At 68.5% G+C, this 16,009-nt stretch carries 9 protein-coding genes; 8 read left to right on the top strand and 1 reads right to left on the bottom strand.

Features of this window, described 5'->3' with window-relative positions; genetic code table 11:
- Genes A5779_RS00400 through A5779_RS00415 form a run of 4 tightly spaced genes read left to right on the top strand, consistent with a single transcriptional unit; the run spans window position 1 to window position 11,429 of the window.
- Window positions 1-5,454, top strand: a complete 5,454-nt coding sequence (locus A5779_RS00400; protein WP_236734602.1) for a non-ribosomal peptide synthetase — start codon at window positions 1-3, stop codon at window positions 5,452-5,454.
- The gene (locus tag A5779_RS00405) at window positions 5,451-9,887 is read left to right on the top strand and encodes a non-ribosomal peptide synthetase (RefSeq protein ID WP_064877875.1); all 4,437 of its coding nucleotides are present in this window, start codon (window positions 5,451-5,453) and stop codon (window positions 9,885-9,887) included. Before A5779_RS00400 ends, A5779_RS00405 begins: the two co-directional genes overlap by 4 nt.
- Window positions 9,884-11,239, top strand: a complete 1,356-nt coding sequence (mbtG, locus tag A5779_RS00410) for an NADPH-dependent L-lysine N(6)-monooxygenase MbtG (protein ID WP_064877877.1) — start codon at window positions 9,884-9,886, stop codon at window positions 11,237-11,239. The genes A5779_RS00405 and mbtG overlap by 4 nt, the downstream gene beginning before the upstream one ends.
- Complete coding sequence (locus A5779_RS00415; RefSeq protein WP_064877879.1) at window positions 11,217-11,429, top strand: MbtH family protein; 213 nt, start codon at window positions 11,217-11,219, stop codon at window positions 11,427-11,429. The genes mbtG and A5779_RS00415 overlap by 23 nt, the downstream gene beginning before the upstream one ends.
- A gap of 24 nt (window positions 11,430-11,453) precedes the next feature.
- On the opposite strand, the gene A5779_RS00420 is transcribed toward A5779_RS00415, so the two are convergent.
- Window positions 11,454-11,768: a type II toxin-antitoxin system VapB family antitoxin gene (locus A5779_RS00420; protein WP_064877881.1), complete on the bottom strand. Its 315-nt coding sequence runs from the start codon at window positions 11,766-11,768 to the stop codon at window positions 11,454-11,456.
- Window positions 11,769-11,974: 206 nt separating this feature from the next.
- On the opposite strand from A5779_RS00420, the gene hrcA reads away from it, so the two are divergent.
- From hrcA to A5779_RS00440, 4 genes are read left to right on the top strand one after another with little or no spacing between them, the layout of a single operon-like run.
- Window positions 11,975-13,006 carry a heat-inducible transcriptional repressor HrcA gene (gene hrcA / locus A5779_RS00425; protein WP_064877965.1) on the top strand — a complete coding sequence of 344 codons (1,032 nt, stop codon included), beginning with the start codon at window positions 11,975-11,977 and terminating at the stop codon, window positions 13,004-13,006.
- Window positions 13,007-13,049: 43 nt separating this feature from the next.
- A complete protein-coding gene (gene dnaJ / locus A5779_RS00430; protein WP_064877883.1) occupies window positions 13,050-14,192 on the top strand; it encodes a molecular chaperone DnaJ in 1,143 nt (380 codons plus the stop codon).
- Window positions 14,193-14,208: 16 nt separating this feature from the next.
- Window positions 14,209-14,958, top strand: coding sequence for a 16S rRNA (uracil(1498)-N(3))-methyltransferase (locus A5779_RS00435; RefSeq protein WP_064877885.1), 750 nt, complete (start codon window positions 14,209-14,211; stop codon window positions 14,956-14,958).
- Window positions 14,959-14,996: 38 nt separating this feature from the next.
- Complete coding sequence (locus A5779_RS00440) at window positions 14,997-15,761, top strand: hypothetical protein (RefSeq protein ID WP_165609722.1); 765 nt, start codon at window positions 14,997-14,999, stop codon at window positions 15,759-15,761.
- Window positions 15,762-16,009: the final 248 nt, after the last annotated feature.

The raw sequence follows: 16,009 nt of genomic DNA on the forward strand, positions 1-16,009 counted from the left end.
ATGGTTAGTGCCGATTCGGCTGCCCCCCGCACCTCCGACGCGCGTCTGGAGCTGATGCGGCGCAGGCTTGCCGAGCGGGGCCTCGCGTCAGCATCGGGGGAGCCCGGACAGGCGGACGCGGGCGTGCCGGTCGATCCCACCGTGCTGTCGGACGGTCAGCGGCGGATGTGGTTCGTGCAGGGTTTCGATCCGAGCGGGGTCCTGCTGAACATCTGCCTGTCCTACCGGCTCGACGGCGTGGTCGACGCCGAGCGGCTGCACGACGCGCTGGTTGCGGTGGCGGGGCGGCATCCGATCCTGCGCACCACCTACCGGGCCGACGAGAACGGCGAGCCGACGGCGACGGTGCACGATGACCTGGCCCCGGGGTGGACGGTGCACGACCTGTCCGACAAGTCCGAGCGGGCGCGAAAGCTGCGCCTCGAGGTGCTGGCTCAGCGTGAATTCGGCACGGCCTTCGACCTGAGCAGCGACTCGCCGGTGCGGATCACATTGATCAAGACCGGCCCGAGCGAACACGTGATGTTGCTTGTGGCGCATCACATCGCCTGGGACGACGGCTCGTGGCGGGTGTTCTTCACCGACCTGACCCGGGCGTACAGCGGGGCGCAGCTCGGCGAGACTCCGCGGGTCCCGGTATCCGAGGCTCCGGACGGTGATGCGGATCTGGCGTACTGGCGCGAGGTGCTGGCCGCTCCGCCGGAGCCGCTGGAGCTGCCGGGCCCCGCGGGTTCGGTGGTGCCCAGCGGTTTTCGTTCCCAGCGCAGCACGGTCCGGTTGTCGGCCGAGACCGTCCGGCAGGTGGCGGCACTGGCCCGCGACACCGGGGCCACCCCCTACATGGTGTTGCTCGCGGCGTTCGGTGCACTCATCCACCGCTACACCCACACGGACGATTTCCTGGTCGCCACCCCGGTTTTGAACCGCGACACCGACGAGACCATCGGCTACTACGGCAACACGGTGGCGATGCGACTGCGTCCACAGGCCACGCTCGGATTCCGGGACCTGGTCGAGGCCACGCGCGACACCGCGATCGGTGCCTTCACCCATCAGCGGGTCAACCTCGACCGGGTGGTGGCCGAACTCAACCCGGACCGGCGCCACGGTGCCGAGCGGATGACACGGGTGAGCTTCGGGTTCCGCGAGCCCGACGGCGGCGGCTTCCGTCCGGACGGCGTGACGTGCGAACGCGCCGAGCTGCGCGGCCAACACACCCAGCTGCCCTTGGGTTTCATGGTCGAACTCGACGCCGAGGGCGCGGTGGTGGAGGCCGAACATCTCACCGAGGTGCTGGATGCCGACCTCGCCGCCCAGATGCTGCGGCACTTTGCCGTGCTGCTCGACTGTGCGCTCGCCGAGCCCGACCGGCCGCTGGCCGCGCTGGACCTGTTCACCGCCGAGGACGCCGAGTGGATGCGTTCGGTGTCAACCGGTGAGCAGTTCGACACGCCGGCAACCACATTGGGCGCGCTGGTCACAGAGCAGGCTGCCCGTACCCCCGATGCCGTCGCGGTGGTCTACGAGGGTCGCCACTACACCTATCGCGAGATCAACGAGTCGGCGAACCGGTTGGCGCACTGGCTGATCGAGCAGGGCATCGGCACCGAGGACCGGGTGGCGGTGCTGCTGGAGAAGTCGCCCGAGCTGGTCATCACGGCACTGGGCATCGTCAAGGCCGGTGCGGTGTACCTGCCGGTCGACCCGACCTACCCCGAAGACCGACTCACCTACATTCTCTCCGACTCCGACCCGAAAACCATTCTGCGAGAGCCGGTCGGCGGCCTGGAGAACTATCCGGCCACCGATCCCACCGACACCGAGCGGATCCGCCCGCTGGGCCCCGACAACACCGCGTACCTGATCTACACCTCGGGGTCCACCGGCCTGCCCAAGGGCGTGCCGGTGCCGCACCGGCCGATCGCGGAGTACTTCGTCTGGTTCGGCGGCGATTACGAGGTCACCGAGGACGAACGCCTGCTGCAGGTGGCTTCGCAGAGCTTCGACGTGTCGATCGGCGAGATCTTCGGCATGCTGGCCGCCGGTGCGCGCCTGGTGATCCCGAAGCCGGGCGGCCTGGGCGACATCGGCTACCTCACCGATCTGCTGCGCAACGAGGGCATCACCTCGATGCACTTCGTCCCGTCGTTGCTCGGACTGTTCCTGTCGCTGCCCGGTGTCAACGAGTGGCGCACGCTGCAGCGCGTGCCGATCGGTGGCGAGGCGTTGCCCGGCGAGATCGCCGACAAGTTCCTCGCCACCTTCGATTCCCTGCTACACAACTTCTACGGACCCACCGAAACGGTGCTCAACTGCACCCGTTACAAGGTGGAGGGCAAGCAGGGCTCCCGGATCGTGCCGATCGGCACACCGAAGATCAACACCACGATCCATCTGCTCGACGACGCGCTGCAGCCCGTTCCGGTCGGCGTGATCGGCGAGATCTACATCGGCGGAACACATGTCGCGCACGGGTATCACGACCGCCCGCGACTCACCGCCGAACGGTTCGTGGCCGACCCGTTCAATCCCGGCGGACGGATGTACCGGTCCGGTGACCTGGCTCGGCGGAACGCCGACGGTGACATCGAGTTCGTCGGCCGCGCCGACGAGCAGGTAAAGGTCCGTGGCTTCCGAATCGAGCTGGGTGAGGTCTCCTCGGCCATTTCCGTCGACCCGTCGGTCGGGCAGGCCGTCGTGGTCGTCAGCGATCTGCCGTCGCTGGGCAAGAGCCTGGTCGCCTACATCACGCCGGCCGCCGGTGCCGAGCGGGTCGAGATCGACCGCATCCGGGCCAGGGTGACCGCCGCGCTGCCCGAATACATGATCCCGGCCGCGTTCGTCGAGCTGGCCGAGATCCCGATCACCGCGCACGGCAAGATCGATCGGCGGGCACTGCCCGAACCGGAGATCCGTTCGGCCACCGAATTCCGCGCGCCGGACACCGAAACCGAACACGAGATCGTCGCTCTGTTCGGCGAACTGCTCGAACGGGACGGTGTCGGCGCCGACGATTCGTTCTTCGATCTGGGCGGTCACTCCCTGCTGGCCACCAAACTCGTTGCCGCGGTGCGGGCCCGATTCGGGGTCGACCTTGGCGTGGCCGACGTGTTCGAGAACGCCACGGTGGCGGGTCTGGCCGCTCGCGTCGACGAATTGCAGGCCTCGGGCACCGGCGTTGGTCTGCCCCCGATCGTGGCTGCACAACACACCGGACCGTCGCAGATGTCGGCGGCCCAGCACCGGCAGTGGTTCCAGTTCCGCATCGACGGACCCAACCCGGTCAACAATGTGCCCTTCGCGGCCCGGCTGACCGGACCCTGCGACGTCGAGGCACTGGCAGCGGCGGTCGACGACGTGGTTGCCCGACACGAGATCCTGCGCACCACCTATCGCGAAATCGACGGTGTCCCTTACCAGATCATCCATCCCGCGGCCCCGGTGACGGTCCGTCGCGTCGACGGCTCCGGCGAGGACTGGTTGCAGGGCGAACTCGATACCGAGCGGCGCTACTGCTTCGACCTGGAGAACGAGTGGCCGATCCGGGCGGCGGTGCTGTCCACTCCGGGTGCGCACGTGCTGTCTTTGATCGTGCACCACATCGCCGCCGACCACTGGTCGGGCGCAGTGTTGTTCACCGATCTGATGACCGCCTACCACGCCCGCCGGGCCGGTACGGCACCCGACTGGGCACCGCTACCGGTCCAGTACGCCGACTTCGCGGACTGGCAGGCCGAAGTGCTTTCGGGCGCGGACGAGCGGATCGCCGAGCAACGTGACTACTGGACAAGGCAACTGGCCGGTCTGTCGGCCGACCATGACATCGAGAACGGCCTGCAACCCGACTTTCCACGCCCGCCGGTGCCGACCGGAGAGGGTAAGGCGCTCGATTTCACCATCGACGTGGGCGTCCGGGACAAGCTCGTCGAACTCGCCCGTGAACTCGGCGTCACCGAGTTCATGGTGCTGCAGGCCGCCGTTGCGATCGCCCTGCACAAAGCCGGGCAGGGCACCGACATCGCGCTGGGCACACCGGTGGCCGGACGCACCGCACCTGAGCTCGACGCGCTGATCGGGTTCTTCATCAACATCGTGGTGCTGCGCAACGACCTGTCCGGCAACCCGACGCTGCGGGAGGTGCTGCGGCGTTCCCGTGACATGGCGCTGGCCGCCTACAAGCACCAGGACCTGCCGTTCGACCGGGTGGTCGACGCAGTCAGCCCGGTGCGCTCGCTGGCACGCAATCCGCTTTTCGGTGTGGTGGTGCACGTGCGTGAGGACCTGCCGGCAAGTCAGGTCATCGATACCGGTGCCGACGGTGAAACCCTTTTCACCGCACTGGAACCCACGTTCGACGTGGCCCATGCGGACCTGTCGCTCAACTTCTTTGCCGAAGCCGGTGCCGGATATCGGGCCACCGTCATCTACCGCACCGAGCTCTACGAGGCGGCCACCGCAGCGCGCCTCGTGGACTGGCTGCACCGCATCGTCGGGGCATTCGCCGGTGATGCCGACCAGACGGTGCGCGACATCGCGGTGCTCGATACGGCCGAACGCGACCTGCTGGTCGATGACTGGAGCCGCAAGGCGGTGCCGCCGGCCGGGCTGCCGCAGACCGAGGGCGCAGATCGCGTCTACCTGCTGGACGAATGGCGGCAACCGGTGGCCATCGGTGTCGTGGGTGACGTCTACTACGCTGGCGGTGCGGTGGACGAGGCAGGTGGCGCGGCCACCGGCGTCGGTGCCGATCGCTTCGCGCCCAACCCCTTCGGGGACGGGCGGTTGTATCGCACCGGGGACCGGGCCCGCTGGACCGTCGACGGCCGGCTGGAGCCCATCACCACCGGTGAACCGCGTCTGCAGGCTGTCCTGGAAGGGATCGACGGGGTGGCCGCTGCGGCAACCCGGCATTGGGAGACTCGCGGTGCCACCACCGTGGCCGGCTACTTGGTCCTCGAGCCCGGAACTGCGGACACCGAGACCGTCCTGGAGACCGTGCGAGCTGCGCTGCCAGAGGAATTCGTCGGTGCGGTGCTGACGGTCGTCGACAGCATCGAACCTGCCGGGCTGACCCGTCCGCGCATCACCACGACGGCGCCCGCCGAGCCGCCGGCCACCGCGACCGAGGTGACGCTGGCGGCGATGCTCGTGACCCTGCTCGGTGCGACCGACGTGGGCCGGTACGACGACTTCTTCACCCTCGGCGGCGACAGCATCCTGGCCGTGCAACTCGCGGCGCGGGCCAGGGATGCCGGTGTGGCGATGACGGCCCGCATGGTGTTCGAACATCCCGGGCTCGCGGATCTGGCCGCCGCGATCGACCGCGCGGGTGACGACGACGGCACCGCAACCGCCGACGTGCACCATGAGCCGATGTCCGCCTCGGGCCTGTCGCCCGACGAGCTTGCCGCGTTGACCGCGGGATGGGGACAGGACCAGGGGATCTCGACATGACGACCACCGGAACGCCGCCCGGCGTCGAGGACGTCCTGGCACTCAGCCCGCTGCAACAGGGGCTGTACTCGCTGGCCGGGCTGACCGAAGGAGACGAGGGGGCGGACCCCTACCTCATCGCGATGGCCGCCGACATCGACGGGGCAGTGGACGCCGGATTGCTGCGGGCCAGTGCCGAAGCCATGCTGGTGCGCCATCCGAACCTGCGGGCCAGCTTCTTCCAGGGAAACCTGAGCCGCCCCGTCGCAGTGGTCCCGTCGGCCGTCGAACTGCCGTGGCGGCACGTGCAGGCCGACGACGCGCAGGCGCTCGCCCTGGAATCCGAGGAACGCGCCCGGCGCTTCGACCTGGGTCGAGGGCCGCTGATCCGATTCCTGCTCATCGAAAAGCCCGGGCAACACTGGCGACTGGTGATCGTCGCCCATCACATCGCGATCGACGGCTGGTCGCTGCCGGTGTTCGTCGGTGAGTTGATCGCGCTCTACGGGGCGAAGGGAGACGCGACCGCGCTGCCCTCGGCGGTGCGCCCCTATCGCGACTACATCGGCTGGCTGGCCGGGCGCGATCAGGCGGACAGCCGGGCACGGTGGCAGGCACATCTGTACGGCATGGACGCCCCTACCTTGCTGTCGCCGGCGTTGTCCGGACGGGCGGCCGAGCCGGGTCTGCCGGCCCGCACCGAGGTGACCCTCGACGAGCAACAGTCCGCCGCGATCTTCGAGGCCGCCCGGAAACGCGGCGTCACAGTCAACACCCTGTTCCAGATGGCTTGGGCGACAATTCTTTCGGTCTTCACCGACCGCACCGACGTGGTGTACGGCGTCACGGTGTCGGGCCGCCCGGACGAGCTGGCCGGTGTCGAGTCGATGGTCGGCCTGTTCATCAACACTGTGCCGCTGCGGGTCCGGGTCGACCCCGGCCTTCCGGTCGGCGGTCAGTGCCTGGCGCTGCAGCGGGAGGCCGCCGAGCTGCGCGAGCACAGCTACCTGAGCCACACCGAGTTGCGTTCACTCGGTGGGATCGGCGAGCTGTACGACACTCTGCTGGTCTACGAGAACTTCCCGCCCGGCGGGTTGGTCGGCAGCGACGAGTTCGCGCTCGGCGAGGCCGTGTTGCGGCCCGCGGCGTTGGAGAGCCTGTCCCACTTCCCGGTCACCATCGCCGCGCATCCCACCCACGGCCGCCTCACGGTGCTCGTCGAAACCCTCGGCGGGGCACTGGGACAGCTCGACCCGCGTGCTCTGGGACTACGGGTGCTGACCGTGGTCCAGCGGCTGCTGGAGCGCTGGGAGCGTCCGCTGCGCGAGGTCGCGGTCACCCTCGATGACGAGCCGCGGCCCGTCGGTGCGCCACCGATCACCCAGCAGGCCGGTGATTCCCACACCGGCTTCCACACCACGTTCAGCGAGACCGCCGCCGAACGCCTCGGTTCGGTGGCCCTGAGCTGGGACGGCGGAGAGCTCAGCTATCGCGAACTCGACGAGGCCGCCGACCGCCTGGCTGCCGCGCTGATCCGCCGTGGAATGTCCGTCGAGACTCCGGTCCCGATCCGGCTGCGACGTGGGCCCGACTACGTCGTGGCGATGCTCGCCGTGCTCAAGGCGGGCGCGATGATCGTGCCACTGGATCCGGCCATGCCCGAGGAACGGGTTGCCGAGATCCTCCGCCAGATCGGCTCAGGCCGCCACCCGCTGGTCGTCGACGAAACCCTGCTGGCATCTGTCGATTCCGGAGCGGCCACCGACTACCGGCCCGCACCGGTCCACCCCGGGCAGGGCGCCTACATTGTCTTCACCTCCGGTACGACCGGAAAACCCAAGGGCGTCATCGGAACCCATCAGGCGCTGTTGGCCTATTGCGCCGACCATGCCCACCAGGTGCTTCGGCCGGCGGCCGAGCGCCTCGGTCGTCCACTGCGAGTGGCCCACGCGTGGTCGTTCACCTTCGATGCGGCCTGGCAGCCGTTGGCGGCCCTGCTCGACGGGCACACCGTGCACATCGTCTCCGACGAGGTGCAGCGCGACGCCGAGGCCGTGGTGGAGACCATCGGGCGCTTCGCCATCGACATGATCGACACCACACCGTCGATGTTCGCCTCCCTGCGGGCGGCCGGCCTGCTCACCCAGGTGCCGTTGGCGGTGCTCGCGCTCGGCGGCGAGGCCATCGACACCGCCACCTGGCGGGGGATCCAGGCCGAATGCGAGCGCACCGGGATGTCGGCCCACAACTGCTACGGCCCGACCGAGACCACGGTGGAAGCCGTCGTCGCGGCCATCGCCGAGTATGCGCAGCCCGGTATCGGGCGTCCCACGGAGTCGACCGCGGCCTACGTCCTCGACAGCTGGCTTCGCCCGGTTCCCGACGGAGTGTGCGGCGAACTGTATTTGGCCGGTGGTCAATTGACCCGCGGCTATCTCGGCAGACCGGGGGAAACGGCAGGACGGTTCGTCGCCGATCCGTTCACGCCCGGTGCCCGGATGTACCGCACCGGTGACGTGGTGCGTCGGAATCCCGAGTCGGGTGGCATTGAATTCCTCGGCCGCAGCGACGATCAGGTCAAGATCCGTGGTTTCCGGGTGGAGCCAGGCGAGGTGGCCGCGACGTTGCACGCCCATCCAGGGGTGCGGCACGCCCATGTGGCGGTACGGCAGCACCGCAGCGGGCCGCGACTGGTCGCGTATGTGGTCACCGACACCCCGGTCACCGAGCTACGGGGAATGCTGACCGACACCCTGCCCAGACATCTGGTCCCCCACCACATCGTGGCCGTCGAGGAGATTCCACTGACCACCAACGGCAAGGTCGACGACGCCGCGCTGGCGGCGCTGGGTACCGGCGGACGCTCCGAAGGGGCCGAGCACCCCGCCACCGACACCGAGCGGCTGCTGGCCCAGGTGCTGTCCGAGGTGCTGGGGACCGCTGACGGCGCGGGCGTGGACGTCACCGCCGACTTCCTCGATCTCGGGCTGGACAGCATCGTGGCCCTGTCGGTGGTCCAGGCTGTGCGGCGCCGTGGCGTGGCATTGCGTGCCCGCCTGATGTTGGACTGTGCGACAGTCCGCGAGCTCGCGGCCGCGATCGATGCCGATGCGGACGCCGTCGCGCAGGACCGAGATGCGGCCGACCAAGCCGCACCCGACACCACCCCGATCCCGCTGCTGCCGAACGGGCGCTGGCTGTACCAGTACGGCGACCCACGCCGGCTCGCCCAGACCGAGGTGTTCCGGCTGCCCGGCGGGATCACCCGGGCACAGCTGGAAACCCTGCTGCGCAACGTGATCGACGGGCATGAGGTGCTGCGCACCCGTTTGGACCTTGAGGCCCTGACGCTCGTGCCGCATGAGCGCGGTGAGGTGCTGTCGGAGGCGACCGGGTCGGGTGAGCTCGAAGCCGCGGTGGCCGAACAGGCCGACCTTTCGGTGCAGCGCCTCGATCCGCAGAACGGGTCGATGCTCGACGCGGTGTGGCTGCATCACCCGCGGACGGACGGCGGGCTGCTGATCCTCACCGCCCACGTGCTGGCCCTGGACCCGGCATCGTGGCGGATCCTGGTCGGCGAGCTCGAAAATGCCTGGCATGCGCTCGCTTCCGGCCGGACGCCGCTGCCCGTGCGTGAACACACCTCGTTGCGGCAGTGGTCCCGGTTGCTCTCGGACCGGGCGGCCACGCTCGACACCTGCGGCTTTTGGGAGCGGCAATTCGACGGTGGCGATCCGGACATCGGTGCGCGCCGGATCGATCCGGCCGCCGACCGGATGGCCGGGGTGACCATCAAGATGGCCTTCGCCGAACCCGACGTGACGGCCAGACTGCTCACCGGCGCATTGCCGGTGACCGAGGTGCTGGCCGCGGTAACCGCTCGGGCGCTGACCAATTGGCGCCGCCACCGTGGTCAGCCGACCCCGGCGCCACTGCTGGCGCTGGAAACCCACGGCCGGTCCGATGCCGTGGTGTCCGGTCACGGCGAGGTCGATACCGGCGACACCGCGGGGTTGCTCAGCATGATCTATCCGTTGCGGCTGACCGCCGACGACGTAAGGGGGGTCGTCGCGCAGGTGGCCGCCATCCCCGGCGACGCCATCGACTACGGCCTGCTGCGGTACCTGCGCGAGGACACCGGCCGGCGGCTCGGCGCCCACCGGGATCCGCAGGTGCTGCTCAACTATCTGGGCCGTATCGAACTGGACGCGGCTGATCACGCCCTGCTGCAGGACCGTTCGTTGCAGACCGGGGTGACCCCGATTCCCGAACCCAATGTCGCTGTGCGCCATGAGCTGACGATCATGGCCGCGGTGATCGACCGCGACGGATCGGCCGTGCTCGGCACCCAGTGGCGGACTTTGCCCGACATTCTGTCGGCCGAGGACATCGCCACCCTGCAGGAGATGTGGCTGGACGCATTACGAGAGGTGTTGCGAGAGGTGACCCCATGAGTACCCCATCGGCCCCCACCCTGGCCGTCATCGGTGCCGGGCCCAAGGCCATTGCGGTGGCGGCCAAGGCCGCCGAACTGCGGGCGATGGGCGTGCCGGCCCCCGAGGTCGTCGTCGTCGAACGTGCCGGGGTGGCCGCCAACTGGCAGGCCGTCGGTGGTTGGACCGATGGCAACCATCGCCTCGGCACCGGGCCCGAGAAGGACGTCGGCTTCCCCTACCGGTCGTCTCTGGTGTCGCGGCGTAACGCCGAACTCGACGAACGGATGACCCGGCACAGTTGGCAGGCCTACCTGATCGCCACCGGTGGATTCGCCGAATGGGTCGACCGCGGCCGGCCCGCACCGACCCACCGGCGCTGGAGCCAGTATCTCGGGTGGGTGGCCGAGGACGTCGGGATGAACGTGGTTCTCGGTGAGGTGGAACAGATCTCGGTCGATGGTGACGCCGGCGGTGCCGGCAATTCAACTGACGCCGGCGGTGCCGACAGTTCGACAGGTGCCCCCCGGTGGGCGCTGCGCACCGCCGAGGGCACCGTGTGCGCCGACGGCCTGATGATCACCGGGCCCGGTCAGGCCGAGCGTTCGGTGCTGCCGGGCAACCCCCGGGTGATGTCGATCGCCCAGTTCTGGCATCAGGCCGGCAAGCACGAGATGATCACCGCGGAGCGAGTCGCCGTGATCGGCGGCGGCGAGACGGCCGCTTCGATGCTCAACGAGCTGTTCCGCCACCGGGTTTCGACGATCACCGTGATCTCACCGACGGTCACCCTGTTCACCCGCGGCGAGGGATTCTTCGAGAACACCCTGTTCTCCGATCCGACCGGGTGGACCGGGCTGACCCTGGCCGAGCGCCGGGATGCCTTGGCCCGCACCGATCGTGGGGTGTTCTCGGCGCGGGTACAGGATGCCCTGCTGGCCGACGACCGCATCCGTCACCTGCGGGGCCGGGTCGCACACGCAGTGGCCCGCGACGAGCGGATCCGGTTGACGTTGTCGACCAACACCGGCGGTGAAGCGGTCGAGACCGTGCACGGCTTCGACCTGGTGATCGACGGGTCCGGCGCCGACTCGTTGTGGTTCGCCCCGTTGTTCAGCCAGGATGCGCTGGACCTACTCGAGCTCGGCCTCGGCGGTCCGCTGAGCAGTGATTCGCTGCAGGAGCACATCGGCCATGACCTGGCACTGACCGATGTGTTCCCGAAGTTGTTCCTGCCGGGACTGGCCGGGCTCACCCAGGGCCCCGGCTTTCCCAACCTGAGTTGTCTCGGCCTGTTGTCCGACCGGGTACTGGGTGCGAACCTGGTCCACCCCTCGATGAGGAGACTCGATGAGTTCCAATCCGTTCGATGACGAGAACGGCGCCTTCTGCGTGCTGGTCAACGATGAGGACCAGCACAGCCTCTGGCCGGCGTTCGCCGAGGTGCCCGCAGGCTGGCGGGTGGTCTTCGGTGCGGCAGGCCGCGCCGAGTGCCTGAGCTACGTCGAGCAGAACTGGCCCGACATCCGGCCCCGCAGCCTGCGTGAGGCGCTGGTCGGTTAGCAGCCGACCGAGACCGCCGGCGGGTCACGCCGGGGTCGGGGCGAGCGCGTCCATGTCGAACAACCGGGCATGCAGGATGGTGCGGTTCCGCAGCGCCGAACGCACGGCCCGGTGCAGCCCGTCCTCCAGGTAGATGTCGCCGCGCCACTTCACCGCGTGCGGAAACAGGTCGCCGTAGAAGGTCGAGTCTTCGGACAGCAGCCGGTCGAGAGCGAGCACCGTGGTGGTCGTGACCAGCTCGTCGAGGCGCAGCTGCCGCGGCGGGATGCGGGACCAGTCCCGGTGGGAGAGCCCGTGCTCCGGGTACGGTTTGCCCTCTTGGACGCCCTTGAAGATCATCGCCGGCCCGCCTCCGTCGCAGTAGCGCGCGGTGTTGCCATCGGCATAGTTGCCTAGGTTAATACGCTTGTGGGTAAGCGCCCGCGCCGGTGTCGCCCGGCGTGCTGGTGTGGACCTGTCACCGCAGAATCGGTAAACCTGCTGCTGGTCAGTAAAATGAACCGAGCTAAATGCACACGTCGCTGCTGCGAAGGGTAGGTGAACAGGTGGGGAGTGCCGACGAGCGTCGTTTCGAGGTGCTACGGGCCATCGTCGCCGACTTCGTGGCCACCAAGGAGCCGATCGGCTCCAAGACTCTGGTGGACCGTCACAACCTCGGCGTATCGAGCGCCACGGTCCGTAATGACATGGCGGTGCTCGAAGCCGAGGGCTACATCACCCAGCCGCACACGAGCTCGGGCCGGGTGCCCACCGAGAAGGGCTACCGCGAGTTCGTCGACCGGATCGACAACGTCAAGCCGCTGTCTTCATCGGAGCGTCGGGCGATCCTGTCTTTCCTGGAGTCCGGGGTCGACCTCGACGATGTGCTGCGGCGCGCGGTGCGGCTGCTGGCGCAGCTGACCCGGCAGGTCGCGATCGTGCAGTACCCGACGCTTTCCACCTCGTCCGTGCGTCACCTCGAGGTGGTGGCACTGACGCCGGCCCGGTTGCTGCTGGTGGTCATCACCGATTCGGGCCGGGTCGATCAGCGCATCGTGGAGCTCGGTGATGCCATCGACGAGCATGAGTTGTCGAAACTCCGCGAGATGCTGGGGCAGGCGCTGGAGGGCAAGCCACTCACAGCGGCGTCGATCGCAGTGAGCGATCTGGCCACTCACCTCAACGGCCACGGCGCACTGGCGGATGCCGTCGGCCGCTCGGCGACAGTTCTGGTCGAGACGCTCGTCGAGCACACCGAAGAGCGACTGCTGCTGGGTGGCACCGCCAACCTGACCCGCAACACCGCCGATTTCGGCGGATCGCTGCGGTCGGTGCTGGAGGCGCTCGAAGAGCAGGTGGTGGTACTGCGGCTGTTGGCGGCCCAGCAGGAAGCGGGCAAGGTAACCGTGCGGATCGGTCATGAGACCGAGGCCGAGCAGATGCTGGGGACGTCGGTGGTGAGCACCACGTACGGCAGCTCGGGCAAGGTGTACGGCGGAATGGGTGTGGTCGGTCCCACCCGAATGGACTACCCGGGAACGATCGCCAATGTCGCGGCGGTTGCTCTCTATATCGGCGAAGTCCTAGGTACTCGGTAAGGCAGCCGGTCGATCCGGCACAGAAAGGTCAGGCAAGGTCAGCGTGGCACGCGATTATTACGGCTTGCTCGGAGTGAGCAAAGGCGCGAGCGATTCAGAGATCAAACGTGCCTATCGGCGATTGGCGCGTGAGCTGCATCCCGACGTCAATCCCGACGAGGAAGCCCAGAGCCGGTTCACCGAGATCCAGGTCGCCTATGAGGTGCTGTCGGATCCGGAGAAACGCCGCATCGTGGACATGGGCGGCGACCCGATGGAGTCGGTCGGCGGCGCGCCCGGTGGGTTCAGCGGGTTCGGTGGGCTCGGCGACGTGTTCGAGGCGTTCTTCGGTGGCGGAACCTCGTCGCGCGGACCGATCGGCCGGGTCCGTCCCGGCGCCGATTCACTGCTGCGCATGCGGTTGGACCTCGCGGAGTGCGCCACCGGCGTGACCAAGCAGGTGGCCGTGGACACCGCGGTGCTGTGCGATCTGTGTCAGGGCAAGGGCACCAACGGCAATTCCAAGCCGGTCGCCTGCGACACCTGCGACGGCCGCGGCGAGATCCAGACCGTGCAGCGCTCGCTGCTGGGACAGGTGATGACGACCCGTCCGTGCCCCGTATGTGGGGGAATCGGTGAGGTCATCCCCGATCCGTGCAACCGCTGCGGCGGCGACGGCCGGGTGCGTGCCCGCCGTGAGATCAGCGTCAAGATCCCGGCCGGGGTCGGCGACGGCATGCGGGTGCGACTCGCCGCGCAGGGTGAGGTCGGACCCGGCGGCGGGCCGGCAGGCGATCTGTACGTCGAGGTCCACGAGAAGCAGCACGAGACATTCGTCCGCGACGGCGACGACCTGCACTGCACGATCTCGGTGCCGATGGTGGACGCCGCCCTCGGCACCACGGTGACCGTCGACGCGATCCTCGACGGGCCGACCGAACTGACCGTTCCGGCCGGTACCCAGCCCGGTGCGGTGACGACACTGCGCGGGCACGGTATGCCGCATCTGCGGTCCGGGGTCCGCGGTGACCTGCATGCCCACATCGATGTGGTGGTGCCGTCGAGACTGGACAGCACCGATACCGACCTGCTGCGCAAGCTGAAGGAGAACCGGGCCCGCGACGTCGCGGAGGTGCGCTCGACGCAGGCCTCTGCGAGTTCCGGCGGTTTGTTCAGCCGCTTGCGCGAGACGTTCACCGGCCGCTGACGCCGCGGGCTGCCACGTGAGCTCAGCGCTTTTCTACGTCGACGCGCTGCCTGGCGCGGGGGAGCTCGCCGTCGTCGACGGCGACGAGGGCTTTCATGCGTCCAATGTCCGACGCATCCGGGCCGGCGAGCAGATAGACCTGAGCGACGGTGCCGGAACGCTGGCCCACTGTGTCGTCGAGGACACCGCCAAGGGCCGGTTGTCGGCGCGGGTGATCGAGCGGGTCGACATCTCGCGCGCACGCCCGAGCGTCACCGTGGTGCAGGCGCTGCCCAAGTCCGATCGCTCGGAGCTGGCCGTCGAGCTGGCAACCGAGGCGGGCGCGGACGGGTTTGTCGCCTGGCAGGCAACTCGGTGTGTGGCCCGCTGGGAGGGCCCGAAGGTGGAAAAGAGCCTGCGCCGCTGGGAAGCGGTGGTTCGCTCCGCGGCCCGGCAGTCCCGTCGTCCCTACATCCCGGCAGTCGAAGGTGTGCTGTCCACGGCTGCGCTCACCCAGCGCATCGCCGACGCCGTGGCCGACGGTGCAGTGGTGCTCGCTCTGCACGAATCCGCCACCGAGCCACTGGCCGAACTGCCGCTGGCCCAGGCGGATTCACTGATGCTGATCGTCGGGCCCGAAGGCGGCATCGCCGACGAAGAGATCGCCGCTTTCGCCGCAGCCGGAGCCAGGGCCGTCCGGTTGGGCCCGAGCGTCCTGCGGACGTCCACGGCCGCAGCCGTCGCGCTGGGCGCGATCGGTGCGCTGACCGGACGATGGGCGATTTAGCGCCGACGGTCAGCCCGGCCGGGCATTACGCTCTATTCGTGAGTTTGCCGCCGCAAGGCCCGCCACCCCATGGCCCCTACGGGCAGCAGCAGCCCCCGCACTGGCCCCCACCGCAACCGCCGCAGTGGCCCGGGGCGCCGGGTGGTTCGGGGCCATTCGGCCAGCCCTACGGCCAGCCCTCGTACGGGCAGCCGCCGCAGTGGCCTCAGGCCGGTCCGCCGATGCCGCCGAAGAAATCGCGCCTCGGCATCGTGATCGTCGCGGTCATTGCCGTGGTGAGCATCTCGTTCGTCGGATTCATGGGCTACATGGTCGTCAAGGTAAGTGGTGAGGGGCAGGACCGGGTCGCCCAGTCGGCATCTGATTTCTCCCAGGTGTGCGACAACGACCACATCACCAACGCCGCGGAATACGCCAAGCCGTACAACGCCGTCGCCTACTTCAAGGGCCTCGGACTCATCGATGAAATCTGGCTCTCGGCCTCCGATTCGGCAATGTCCGACGACTTCTCCAAGATAAATGTCGTCGCCTGCCTGGAGCGAAAGCGGGGCAGCGAGGTGAAATCCGTCCAGTGCGTCGACGACGACGACGGGAACAAGATCAAAGTCGACTACTACTCCGTCGAATACGAGATCACGTTTCGCGAGGCCAGGACCGGCAAGGTGATCAAGAGCGGGGAAACCGTCCCCGGGACCGCCGACCGCTGTACCCAGCTGATCTCCTACGAGCGCGGATCGCGGAAAGCGTACGCCCGCCCGGACAACGACGCGGTGCAGGCCAAGCTGGATGCGTTTGCAGGCTGATAGGAACGTCCGGAGTTCATGTAGGCATCGCTGAGCACTGTGACGAATGTGCAGCCTGTTGTGCTCCAAAGGCGGAAATGCGAGGACAGGCGACACGCTCGCCACAGGGCCCGGCGGGCACATCACCGGCCAGATTCGCATGCCGTTCAGAGCGCCGATCACCGTCGGCGCGCCTAACCATTGGGGCGCGTCGTTGACCAGCGGTAAACTGGCCACAATACGACGGCAGCCGGCCGTCAGGAAAACAC

Source organism: Mycolicibacterium peregrinum, assembly GCF_001665625.1.
Lineage (GTDB): Bacteria > Actinomycetota > Actinomycetes > Mycobacteriales > Mycobacteriaceae > Mycobacterium > Mycobacterium peregrinum_B.